The sequence below is a fragment of the Micromonospora sp. NPDC048843 genome, from assembly GCF_040649965.1.
Classification (GTDB): domain Bacteria; phylum Actinomycetota; class Actinomycetes; order Mycobacteriales; family Micromonosporaceae; genus Micromonospora; species Micromonospora hortensis.
The window spans coordinates 20681-31386 of the sequence record NZ_JBEZGJ010000080.1 but is presented as its reverse complement, the minus strand read 5'-3'; the positions used below and the strand labels follow the sequence as shown (position 1 = coordinate 31386).

13 protein-coding genes are annotated in these 10706 nt (G+C 71.3%); 7 read left to right on the top strand and 6 right to left on the bottom strand.

Going from position 1 to position 10706, the window contains the following annotated elements:
• Positions 1-147 precede the first annotated feature (147 nt).
• Both AB0C20_RS19555 and AB0C20_RS19550 read right to left on the bottom strand, forming a co-directional pair.
• A complete protein-coding gene (locus tag AB0C20_RS19555) occupies positions 148-381 on the bottom strand; it encodes a hypothetical protein (RefSeq protein WP_030489368.1) in 234 nt (77 codons plus the stop codon).
• A 245-nt stretch (positions 382-626) separates the two neighbouring features.
• On the bottom strand, positions 627-2237 hold the full coding sequence (locus tag AB0C20_RS19550) for an RNA polymerase sigma factor (RefSeq protein ID WP_357182750.1): 1611 nt from the start codon (positions 2235-2237) through the stop codon (positions 627-629).
• Between the two features lie 667 nt (positions 2238-2904).
• Between AB0C20_RS19550 and AB0C20_RS19545 the strand changes: the two genes are divergently transcribed.
• On the top strand, positions 2905-3723 hold the full coding sequence (locus AB0C20_RS19545) for an inositol monophosphatase family protein (protein ID WP_357182747.1): 819 nt from the start codon (positions 2905-2907) through the stop codon (positions 3721-3723).
• 110 nt (positions 3724-3833) lie between these two features.
• On the opposite strand, the gene AB0C20_RS19540 is transcribed toward AB0C20_RS19545, so the two are convergent.
• Positions 3834-4346 (bottom strand): LytR C-terminal domain-containing protein, encoded by a 513-nt coding sequence (locus AB0C20_RS19540; RefSeq protein WP_357183148.1) that lies wholly within the window; start codon positions 4344-4346, stop codon positions 3834-3836.
• Positions 4347-4778: 432 nt separating this feature from the next.
• Between AB0C20_RS19540 and AB0C20_RS19535 the strand changes: the two genes are divergently transcribed.
• Both AB0C20_RS19535 and AB0C20_RS19530 read left to right on the top strand, forming a co-directional pair.
• Positions 4779-5075: a DUF4193 domain-containing protein gene (locus tag AB0C20_RS19535; RefSeq protein ID WP_007075406.1), complete on the top strand. Its 297-nt coding sequence runs from the start codon at positions 4779-4781 to the stop codon at positions 5073-5075.
• A 119-nt stretch (positions 5076-5194) separates the two neighbouring features.
• Complete coding sequence (locus AB0C20_RS19530; RefSeq protein WP_357182744.1) at positions 5195-6076, top strand: hypothetical protein; 882 nt, start codon at positions 5195-5197, stop codon at positions 6074-6076.
• Between the two features lie 80 nt (positions 6077-6156).
• On the opposite strand, the gene AB0C20_RS19525 is transcribed toward AB0C20_RS19530, so the two are convergent.
• Positions 6157-6684: a DUF3093 domain-containing protein gene (locus tag AB0C20_RS19525; protein WP_357182741.1), complete on the bottom strand. Its 528-nt coding sequence runs from the start codon at positions 6682-6684 to the stop codon at positions 6157-6159.
• Between the two features lie 90 nt (positions 6685-6774).
• Here AB0C20_RS19525 and dut point away from each other — a divergent pair, with 90 nt between their 5' ends.
• The 4 genes from dut (at position 6775) to AB0C20_RS19505 (ending at position 9203) form a co-directional block, all read left to right on the top strand.
• Positions 6775-7311: a dUTP diphosphatase gene (dut, locus tag AB0C20_RS19520; protein WP_357568453.1), complete on the top strand. Its 537-nt coding sequence runs from the start codon at positions 6775-6777 to the stop codon at positions 7309-7311.
• Positions 7312-7336: 25 nt separating this feature from the next.
• Entirely contained in the window at positions 7337-7999 is a 663-nt protein-coding gene (locus tag AB0C20_RS19515) for a DUF3710 domain-containing protein (protein WP_357568452.1), read from the top strand.
• 114 nt (positions 8000-8113) lie between these two features.
• Positions 8114-8494: an OB-fold nucleic acid binding domain-containing protein gene (locus AB0C20_RS19510; RefSeq protein WP_124816055.1), complete on the top strand. Its 381-nt coding sequence runs from the start codon at positions 8114-8116 to the stop codon at positions 8492-8494.
• 25 nt (positions 8495-8519) lie between these two features.
• Positions 8520-9203, top strand: a complete 684-nt coding sequence (locus AB0C20_RS19505) for a DUF3159 domain-containing protein (protein WP_091400610.1) — start codon at positions 8520-8522, stop codon at positions 9201-9203.
• A 42-nt stretch (positions 9204-9245) separates the two neighbouring features.
• Here AB0C20_RS19505 and AB0C20_RS19500 read toward each other — a convergent pair whose 3' ends face one another.
• Both AB0C20_RS19500 and AB0C20_RS19495 read right to left on the bottom strand, forming a co-directional pair.
• On the bottom strand, positions 9246-9935 hold the full coding sequence (locus tag AB0C20_RS19500) for a TrkA family potassium uptake protein (RefSeq protein ID WP_357182733.1): 690 nt from the start codon (positions 9933-9935) through the stop codon (positions 9246-9248).
• 3 nt (positions 9936-9938) lie between these two features.
• Positions 9939-10604: a TrkA family potassium uptake protein gene (locus AB0C20_RS19495; protein ID WP_357182730.1), complete on the bottom strand. Its 666-nt coding sequence runs from the start codon at positions 10602-10604 to the stop codon at positions 9939-9941.
• Between the last annotated feature and the right edge of the window lie 102 nt (positions 10605-10706).

Below are 10706 nucleotides of genomic sequence, written 5' to 3'. Positions count from 1 at the left end.
GCGGGGCGCGGGGCGCGGGGCGCGGGGCGCGGGGCGCGGGGCGCGGGGCGCGGGGCGCGGGGCGCGGGGCGCGGGGTGTCCAGAGAGAAAAGTTGACCGGAGGCACCCTCGGTGGGTGCCTCCGGTCAACTATGTCGGTTTGCGGATTTAGTTCGCCATCAGATCGGCGCCACGCCAGCTGAAATCGGGCTCCGTCGCGAACCGCTCGGTGATCTTCACGAGATCCTCCGCGTACTTGTTCGCGTGGTGCCCGCAGAACACCAACTCGCTCCCACCCGTGAGGGTGATCCGGAGCTTCCCGGCAGCATTGCAGCGGTCGCACCGTTCATCGGCGGCTGGGGGAGCCGCCGTCACGGGCGGCGGCGTGAGGGTCGGGGTCATCGCCTTCCTCCTCTGGTCGTCACCGATGAACAATCTCTTCGGTCGTTGCTCACCTATCGTGCAACACCCTTACTAGGCACTGCCTTCCCTGTGTGCCCGCGGGGGACCGAGGTCACACCTGGAAGGGACAGTGTGCCGTGCACCAAGGGTGCCACGTCAACGATCACATTCGTGCATCCGGACGATCACCATCTGGTGTTGCACACCAGGTGGTCAAAACGACACGTTCGGTTGACGAAACCCGCTCAGTCCAGGTAATCCCGGAGGACCTGCGACCGGGACGGGTGGCGCAGCTTGGACATCGTCTTGGACTCGATCTGCCGGATCCGCTCCCGGGTCACCCCGTAGACCTGACCGATCTCGTCGAGCGTCCGCGGCTGGCCGTCGGTCAGGCCGAAGCGCAGGCGTACCACACCCGCCTCACGCTCGGAGAGCGTCTGGAGCACCTGCTGGAGCTGGTCCTGCAGGAGCGAGAACGAGACCGCGTCGACCGCGACCACGGCCTCGGAATCCTCGATGAAGTCGCCGAGCTGGCTGTCGCCCTCGTCGCCGATGGTCTGGTCCAGTGAGATGGGCTCCCGAGCGTACTGCTGGATCTCCAGCACCTTCTCGGGTGTGATGTCCATCTCCTTGGCCAGCTCCTCCGGGGTGGGCTCGCGGCCCAGGTCCTGGAGCAGCTCACGCTGTATGCGGCCGAGCTTGTTGATGACCTCGACCATGTGCACCGGGATGCGGATGGTGCGGGCCTGGTCGGCCATGGCGCGGGTGATGGCCTGTCGGATCCACCAGGTGGCGTACGTGGAGAACTTGTAGCCCTTGGTGTAGTCGAACTTCTCCACGGCCCGGATCAGACCGAGGTTGCCCTCCTGGATCAGGTCGAGGAAGGCCATGCCACGGCCCGTGTAGCGCTTGGCCAGGGACACCACCAGTCGGAGGTTCGCCTCCAGGAGGTGGTTCTTGGCCCGCTCGCCGTCGCGGGAGATCCAGCCCAGGTCACGGACCATCTCGCGGACGAGCTTCTCCTCGCCCTCGTCGGCGGCCCGCAGCCGCTCGGCGGCGTAGAGCCCGGCCTCGATCCGCTTGGCCAGCTCCACCTCCTGCTCGGCGTTGAGCAGCGGAACCTTGCCGATCTGCTTCAGGTACGCCCGGACGGAGTCGGCGGAGGCGGTCAGCTCGGCGTCGCGTCGCGCCTGCTTGAGAGCCTCGGACTCCTCGTCGTCCCACTCGAAGTCGTTGTCGGTCGCCGAGGCGGCGGCGTCGGTCTCGGCGGCCTGGGCCAGCTCGGCCGGCTCCTCGACCACGACGTCCTCGATCGCGGCGGCCAGTTCCTCCGGGTCGATCTCGCCCTCGGCGCCCTCGCCCTTGGCCTTGCCGCCTGCCTTGGTCGGCTTGGCCCCGGCAGCCGCGGCCACCGTCGCCTTGGTGGCTCGGGTCGACTTGGTCGCCTTCGCCGGCGTCGCCGTGGCGGCCTCGGCTCCGGTGCCGGTCGCCTTGCGAGCGGCCACCTTGCGCGGGGCTGACGTCGTCGGGGCGTCGTCGCCGGCGGGCGCCTGCTTCGGGGCCGGCGCGGCGGCCTTCTTGGTGGTCTTGGCGGTGGTGGCCCGGGACGCCGGCGTGGTCGAGCGGGCCGCGGCGACGCGGCGACGGGTGCTCGCCGAGCCGTCCACCACGACGGTCACTCCCGCCTCGGAGAGCGCCCGCAGGATCTTCTTGGCCTGGGCCGGAGTCACCTCGGCGGACTCGACGGTGCGCGCGAGCTGAGCCGACGTGAGCTGACCGCCGGCGCTCTGCGCGTGGGCGATCAGGGTGTCGGTGAGCGAGCGAACGTCGGCGCCGGGCTGGCGGGGTTCTGTCACGAATGACCTTCCGGAGGCGAAGAGCGGGCACGGCGGGTTCGTCCAGCGCAGCGAGGGTTACCGTGCCGGGCGATGTGGTTGAGGGACCCTCGTGTCACGGTCCGGCCGGTGGTCGGCGGTCCGTGCCGCGTGGGCAGGGGTGAATTGTAACGCCGTCTGCGGCGATCATCCTGCTCCGCACCGCGTACCGCCGGTGGGGACCGTCGGTGGGGCGGAGATATGGGCTTCGCGGTAATGATAGCCGCGCGGCAGGCGAAGGGCTTCCGTCGTCGAGCCAGGTAGCGCGCAGATCGTGTCCGAACTGCCGTTTGAGCAGGCGATACGAGGTCAACGGGGCGGTTGCGAGGATGCGCGTGTGGATCACCGAGGTCGCTGTCGGTCCGGCCGGTGGCGTGCCCACCAGGTCGCGGTTGGGCAACGGTTGTGAGCCGAGCATGGACGGGGCGGTAAGCATTTAAGCGACATTACCAACCGAAAGGGGCATATTGGCGGAGGTCGCCCGCTCAAGCCGCGAGGCCGTCGCCGGTGTGCCCACCTCGCAGCGGATTCCGGACGCCAAAGATCCTGGTCTGGCGCCGCAGTACGGCGTCGGGAACGATGATCTTCGGAAGCCGGGTCGGTAGTTTCACCCACCCACGTGCACCCGGAGTGCGGAAAGAGGCGAATCATGACCAACTCGGCCACGACACCGTCGGAGCTGCTGACCATCGCGGTGGAGGTGGCTCGGGCCGCGGCGGACACCGCGTACCGGATGCGTGCCGAGGGAGTCGTCGTCGCCGCCACCAAGAGCACCGTCACCGACGTGGTCACCGCCGCCGACCGGGCGGTCGAGCGGCAGATCCTCGACGCGTTGGCGGCGCTGCGCCCGGACGACTCGGTGCTGGGCGAGGAGTACGGCGAGGAAGCTTCCGGCGCGACCCGCAGCGGTGTGCGCTGGATCGTCGACCCGATCGACGGCACTGTGAACTACCTGTACGGACTGCCGCACTCGGCTGTCTCGCTGGCCGCCGAGGTGGACGGGGCGGTGGTTGCCGGCGTGGTGCGCAACGTGAGCACCGGCGAGGAATGGACCGCCACAGCCGGGGGTGGGGCCTGGCGCGACGGCGTCCGGCTGCGTTGCTCCGGGGAGGTCGATCTGGGGCAGGCGCTGGTCGGCACCGGCTTCGGCTACGAAGCCCGCCGCCGGGCGCACCAGGCGCAGGTGGTGGCCGGTCTGATCGCACACGTACGTGACATCCGCCGGCTCGGCGCCGCGGCGCTGGACCTCTGTCTGGTCGCCGAGGGGCGGCTGGACGCGTACTTCGAGAAGGGTCTTGCGGCCTGGGACCTGGCGGCTGGCGGGCTGGTGGCCGCCGAGGCGGGGGTCCGGGTCGCCGGTCTGGCGGGTCGGCCGCCAGGGCCGGACCTGGTGGTAGCGGCCCCGCCCGCGCTCTTCGCGCCGCTGCACGACCGGTTGGCCGCGCTGGACGCCGCCGGCGGTCCCTGACCGGCGGAGCAGGTCAGCCGGCTCCAGCCTTTCGAGCGGCCGGCTCTGGCGGCGGTGGGCCAGGTCGGTGCCGATCGCCGACCTGGCGCTGAGGTGGGCCGGTTACGCCGTCACTTGGCGGGTGGCGACGGGCAGGAGCCCTTGGGAGCCTCCGGCGGACCCGAGTCGCCGAGCGACTGGTTGACCTCGGTCGTGGTGGCGAGCTGCTGGAAGCGGTTGCCCAGCACCACGTCCACGGTGTCGTCGGCGCGCTTCGGGTCGTAGCCCGGCACCGCGTTGTTGAGGAAGTACGCCTGGAGCAGGTGCGCGGAACCGACGCCCTTCGGGCCGTACCGCAGCAGGGCCACGCTGTCGACCTTCTTCTCGTTCCCGGTCTTCTTGACCTGGAACTGTCGATTGCTGAACTCGTCGGCGACGGTGTGGGCGAGGCCCGGCTGATCCGTGGCGTTGAACACGTTGATCTTGACGTCCTTGCGCTCGCGCAGGGTCAGATCCGCCAACGGCCAGCCCTCGGGGCAACCCGCCGCCGTGCCCACGTTGCCCTGGCTGTCGCGGACCACGGCCACGACGACGAAGACCAGGGCGATGATCGCCAACAGGCCGACGACGACGAGTGCTCGCACGCGCGCAAAACTCATCAGGGCACTCCCCGGACCTCAGTGGGTGGTGGCGGCCAGGAACGATCGCTCAGGCCGCCGGCCGTCGAATACGCCGCTGAGGTTAACGGTTGTCCGGCCGTCGCGTGGAAACAGCCCGACATGCCGGCGCGCCGACCGCGAACCGGGTACTACTACCCCTATCTTCGTGTCGCCTGAATCACATTGGGAACAACTTCGCGTGCGGGGGCGTACATCTCAGCCGCAAGGGCGGTATACATGCCTCGCCCAAGGGGGGGTAAGGTTCCGCGCTCGCAGGGGAGTCGCCCCGGCGAGCTCGACCCGTTCGGTCCTCGGGTCGGGTGCCCGACACAAGTGGTGGCCGGCCAGCGGAACCGAAACAGCGTCGTCCGGCGTTACAACCGGAAGCGACAACATCGATATGGGAGAGTGAAACCGATGGCCACCGACTACGACGCCCCGCGTCGCGACGAGGTCGACCTCGGCGAGGACAGCCTGGAAGAGCTCAAGGCACGGCGCGTCGACTCACAGTCGGGCGCGGTGGACGTCGACGAGGCCGAGGTGGCCGAGAGCTTTGAGCTGCCCGGTGCCGATCTGGCCGACGAGGAGCTCACGGTCAAGGTGCTTCCGATGCAGCAGGACGAGTTCCGGTGCGCCCGCTGCTTCCTGGTCCACCACCGTAGCCAGCTGGCGGTCGAGCGTAACGGCGAGCTGATCTGCCGCGAGTGCGTCTGACAACCACAACAACACCGGCGGCGGCCTCCTGAACGGGGTCGCCGCTGCCGGTGTAGGCATGCGGCAGCGGTGGGTACCTGCTTGACTCGTAGCGGGTAGCCACAGCACCGGGAGGTCCGATGAGCGATCGAGGCGGCACCACCGATGGCGGCGCGGACGGCCTCGGCGCCACCCGTGGCACGGACGACCTCGCTGCCACCGATGGCGGCACGGACGACCTCGGTGCCACCGGTGGCACCGACGACCTCGGTGCGACCGTCGCGGCGTTGACCGCTGACGACATCGCGCCGGCCCGACGCCGCCAACTGCTGACCCGCATGGTCGGGCAGGCCCGTGCACGGGGCATCTCCGACCTGTTCAAGCCCCGCGCCGCCGTGCGGTGGATGGTCGACGCCGTCGCCGAGATCGCCCCGCACGTGCCGGTACGGGACCTGGACACGCTGCGCCAGCACTTCCCGGGCCTGGACGACGCCGCCCTGGCCGACCGGCTCATCCGTAACGCGTCGAGGACCACCGCCGCGATCGGCGCGGCCGGTGGGGGCGTCGCGGCCGTCGAGTGGACGGTTGCCCCCACCCTGCTCTCCGCGCCGGTGCTGCTCGCCGCCGAGACCGTGGCCGTGGTGGCGGTGGAGCTGAAACTCGTCGGCGAGCTGCACGAGATCCACGGCGTGGCACTACCGGCCGCCGGCAGCCAACGGGCGGTCGCGCTGGTGCACTCCTGGGCAACTCAACGCGGCGTCAACCCGATGGTGCCCGGCGTGGGAGTGGGAGCGGTGCTCGGCACCGCCGCCCGCAAGGAGTTGCGGGACATGCTGCTGCGTCGTTTCGGGCGCAACCTCACCACGCTCGGGCCGTTCCTGACCGGCGCGGCGGTGGCCAGCTTCCTCAACCGCCGGGCCACCCAGCAAATGGCCGAGCAACTCCAGGTCGACCTGCGTCGGCGGGGCATCGCCCGGCCCGCGCCACCGGCGGCCCTCCCAGGCCCGCCTACCGGCACCTGAGCGGTCGCTAACCGTCGGATCGGCACCTGAGCGGGCCCATGCCGTCGGACCGGCTCCTGAGCCAGCCCTTCGGCGTCGGGTCAGCCCGGCTCGCCCGCCGTCGGGTGGGAAGCCGACAGGGCGTCCCGTGCGGTCAGCACCGCCTCGGCCAGCTCGACCGGATGGCGGGTGCTCACCACCCAGAACGGGGTCGGATCGTCGGGATCGTCGAGGATCACCTGCACGGCGCCGCCGATCCACGGTCGCTGCACCACGAAGGCGAGCGGGTCCGCGCCGACGCCGAGCACCTCACGTCGGCCGGCTACGTCCAGCGGCACCACGTCGGCCACGAAACGGACCGGCAGGCGGGCGTCGTCCACCCGCAGCTCGGCGTCAGCCACCCCGACCCGGATCCGGCCCAGCCACCACAGCCCGACAGCGGTGAGCGGCACCAGCACGGCGAACGGCAGCCACGCGCGGACGCCGGAGGCGCCCATCCAGATCTCGACGGCCAGCAACGCGGCGGCCACCAGCCCGGCCAGCCACAGCCACCAGGGCAGATCCAACCGCTCGGTGTACGCCGAGCGGGCGGAGACCGGCGGCTGATCGGCGGACGGGGAGGGCGACATGCTCACTCCTGCGAGGGTACGGCGCACGGCGGCTCGACGAACCGGCAGGATGGCAGGGTCACCCCGCGAACCGGACGGAAGAGGGGACCCGTGACCGACGTCGTACCCGTGCCCGTGCAGCTGCTCGACCCGGAGCTGCCGTTGCCCACGTACGCCCATCCCGGCGACGCCGGGGCCGACCTGGTGGCGGCCGCGGACGTGGAGCTGCCACCCGGCGGCCGTGCCCTGGTGCCCACCGGCGTGGCCGTCGCGCTGCCGGAGGGGTACGTGGGACTGGTCCATCCCCGCTCCGGTCTGGCGGCCAGGCTCGGCGTGACGGTGCTCAACGCGCCCGGTACGGTCGACGCCGGCTACCGGGGTGAGATCCTGGTCAACCTGATCAATCATGATCGGGACGTGCCGGCGAAGATCTCCCGCGGCGATCGGATCGCGCAGCTCGTGGTCCAGCAGGTCGCGCGGGCGCGGTTCGAGCCGGTGGTCGAGCTGCCCGCGTCCCGGCGCGGGACCGGTGGGCACGGGTCCACCGGTGGGCACGCCGAGCTGGTGCCGTCGCCGACGGGCCAGGACCGGGTCGAGCGGCGGCCGAGCGAGCCGGGCCGCGGGCAGACGGAAGAGGTGGCAGGGTGAGTGTGAACAGCGGAGGGCAGGCGCAGTGATCTTCTCCCGAAAGCGGGCCGATGCGGAGCGGCAGACCCGTGACGAGCGGGCCACCCAGGTCCCCGACCAGGGCGATGCGACGCCGACGCTGGAGCGCGGCCCGTACGACATCTCCGAGAGCTACGACGACGTGCAGCGACTCGACCTGGGCAGTCTGCACATCCCGGCGATCGCCGACGTCGAGGTGCGGGTGCAGGCCGACCCGCAGGGTGTGGTCCAGCAGGTGGTGCTGGTGCACGGTGACAACGCGCTCCAGTTGGGCGTCTTCGCCGCCCCTCGGTCCGAGGGGATCTGGGACGAGGTGCGCGAGGAGATCCGGCAGTCGCTGCTCCGCGACGGCGCGAGCGCGCAGGAGGTCGCCGGCGAGTACGGCCCGGAGCTGCACGCCCAGGTGAACACCCCGGACGGCGCGACGAACCTGCGGTTCGTCGGAATCGACGGGCCGCGTTGGATGGTCCGGGGCGTGTTCCAGGGCCCGGTGGCCACCGACCCGGCAATGGCCGGGCCGCTCGTCGAGTGCCTGGACGGCCTGGTGGTCGACCGTGGGCAGGAGGCGAAGCCGGTCCGCGAGCCGCTGCCGCTGCGGCTGCCCCGGGAGGTCGCCGACCAGGCAGAGGCCGAGGCGGGCGACGCCGCCGCCGCGCCGCGTCAGGTCTGACCGGCGCGCACCGGCCCGCCGGAACCAGCCCCGTCGGCGTACGCTGGCGGCACGGTTCCGGCGCCGCCGGTGCCGGCCGGGGACGGCGAGCGTGGAGAGGGTGACGCGGAGGTCATGACGACCGACGAGGGCCGGGTGTCGCTGCGGCGCATCCTGCAGAGGTTCACCGCCAGCGAGGCCGAGATAGACGCGCAGGAGCTGCGTCGGGAGAGCGCCGAGTGCGGCGGAATCCCCGCCCAGCAGTGCTCCCGGGGTCAGCTGGTCTCGGTCGCCGGTCGGCTGCGCACCGTGGTCTACACGCCGCGCACCAATCTGCCCACCCTCGAGGCCGACCTGTACGACGGCAGCGACGTGGTCACCCTGGTCTGGCTGGGTCGACGGCACATCGCCGGGATCGAGCCGGGCCGGCATCTGACCGCCCGTGGCCGGGTGGCCGTGCGGGACGACCGCAAGGTCATCTACAACCCCTACTACGAGCTGGACTCGCCCAAGTGATGGCACTGCGGACGGAAGGCCGGCGATGACGACGGGACAGGACCGGGCGGCACAGCCGGATACCGACCCTCAGGACGAGGAGCCGCTGCCGACGATCGCCGAGCAGATGGCCGACCAGCTTGGCGGCTGGCGCGGGCTGGTCGAGTCCAGCATTCCGGTAGTGGTGTTCGTCGTCGCCAACATCATCGGCGAGCTGCGGCCGGCGGTGATCGCGTCGATCGCGGTCGCCGTGCTGATCGCGGGGCTGCGGCTGGCCCAGCGTCGACCGATCCGGCACGCCGTCAACGGGCTCTTCGGCGTCGGCGTCGGCGCGGCCATCGCGTGGCGGACCGGCGATGAGCGTGACTTCTACCTTCCCGGCATCCTCTACGGCATCGGCTACGGCGTCGCCCTGCTGATCTCGGCCGTGATCCGGCAGCCGCTGGTGGGCTGGATCTGGTCGGTGTTGGTGGCCAAGGGCCGTTCGGAGTGGCGGTCCGACCCGAAGCTGGTGCGCACCTTCACCCAGCTGACAGTGCTCTGGGGCGTGGTCTGGCTGGCCAAGGTGGGAGTGCAGGCCGGGCTCTACCTGGCCCACCAGGACACCGCCCTGGGCGTGGCCCGGCTGGCTCTGGGCTACCCGCCGTACGCGCTGCTGTTGCTGATCACGGTCTGGACGGTGCGCCGGGTCACCCGGGAGTCGCCGCCGGCCCCGCTGCCCAGCGCCTGAGCGACGCCCCCTCACCCGGGCCGCTCCGCGCGCCGGTCGGGGTCAGCGTGAGCTGCGGGTTCGTTCGACGCTGTCCGGCCCGAGGATCACCTGGCGGACCTGGTCCTCCACCTCGGCGGTGCAGACGAAGATCAGCTCGTCGCCGGCCTCGATCGGGTCGTCCGGACTGGGCACCAGGACCCGCTTGCCGCGCAGGATCGCCACCAGCGCGGAGTCGCGGGGCAGCGGCACGGCGTGGATCGGCTGACCGACGTAGGGGGCCGTCGGCGGCAGGGTGATCTCGACGAGGTTCGCCTCGCCCTGTCGGAAGGTCATCAGCCGGACCAGGTCGCCGACGGTGACCGCCTCCTCGACGAGCGCGGCCATCACCCGCGGCTTGCTCACCGCGACGTCCACGCCCCACTGCTCGGTGAACAGCCACTCGTTCTCGGCCCGGTTGACCCGGGCGACCACCCGGGGCACCGCGAACTCGGTCTTGGCCAGCAGCGACAGCACCAGGTTGGTCTTGTCGTCGCCGGTCGCCGCGACCACCACGTCGCACCCGGCGATGTTGGCCTCCTCCAGGCTGGCCACCTCGCACGCGTCGGCCAGCACCCAGTCGGCAGCCGGCACCCGGTCCGGACGCAGCATCTTGGGCTGGCGTTCGATCAGCATCACCTGGTGGCCGTTTTCGATCAGCTCCTGGGCGATCGAGCGGCCCACGTTGCCCGCGCCCGCGATGGCGACCCGCATGGCTCAGTGCCCTCCTTCCGGCGGCGTCGCCGCCACCGACGTGACAGTCGCCACGATGTCATCGCTGACCAGCATGAACACCTGGTCGCCCTCCTGCACGACTGTGGAGCCGGTGGGCAGCGTGCCGATGCCGAAGCGGATCAGGTAGGCCACCCGCGCCCCGGACGCCTCCTCCAGCGTCCGCACCGACCTACCGATCCAGTCCTTGTGTACGGGAACCTCGACGATCGACACAGTGCTCGTGGGGTCGCGGAAGATCTCCACGTTGCCCTCCGGCACCAGGTGCCGCAGCATCCGGTCCGCCGTCCACCGCACCGTCGCCACTGTGGGGATGCCCAGCCGCTCGTAGACCTGAGCCCGGCGCTGGTCGTAGATGCGGGCGGCGACCCGGGACACGCCGAACGTCTCGCGGGCCAGCCGGGCCGAGATGATGTTGGAGTTGTCGCCGCTCGACACCGCCGCGAAGGCGTCCGCGCGCTCGATGCCAGCCTGCCGGAGCACCTCGCCGTCGAAACCGGCCCCGGTCACCGTGATCCCGGCGAAGTCGGGACCGAGCCGGCGGAAGGCGTCGGCGTCCTGGTCGATCACCGCCACCGAGTGCCCTCGGGACTCCAGGCTGTGGGCGAGCGTCGACCCGACCCGACCACATCCCATGATCACGACGTGCACGCTGTCCCTCCCAAGGTGCGTACCACTCCCGCTGCCGGTGGCCTTCGAGTGCGAGCCTGCCACGTCCCGGTCGCGAGCGGGGACCGACCGTACCCCGCCGTC

Coding starts and splice junctions, on each gene's coding strand:
- AB0C20_RS19545 (WP_357182747.1), top strand. CDS start 2,905: ATGACCAACTCGGCCACGACACCGTCGGAGCTGCTGACCATCGCGGTG.
- AB0C20_RS19530 (WP_357182744.1), top strand. CDS start 5,195: ATGAGCGATCGAGGCGGCACCACCGATGGCGGCGCGGACGGCCTCGGC.
- AB0C20_RS19510 (WP_124816055.1), top strand. CDS start 8,114: ATGACGACCGACGAGGGCCGGGTGTCGCTGCGGCGCATCCTGCAGAGG.
- AB0C20_RS19500 (WP_357182733.1), bottom strand. CDS start 9,935: ATGCGGGTCGCCATCGCGGGCGCGGGCAACGTGGGCCGCTCGATCGCC.
- AB0C20_RS19555 (WP_030489368.1), bottom strand. CDS start 381: ATGACCCCGACCCTCACGCCGCCGCCCGTGACGGCGGCTCCCCCAGCC.
- AB0C20_RS19525 (WP_357182741.1), bottom strand. CDS start 6,684: ATGTCGCCCTCCCCGTCCGCCGATCAGCCGCCGGTCTCCGCCCGCTCG.
- AB0C20_RS19505 (WP_091400610.1), top strand. CDS start 8,520: ATGACGACGGGACAGGACCGGGCGGCACAGCCGGATACCGACCCTCAG.
- AB0C20_RS19535 (WP_007075406.1), top strand. CDS start 4,779: ATGGCCACCGACTACGACGCCCCGCGTCGCGACGAGGTCGACCTCGGC.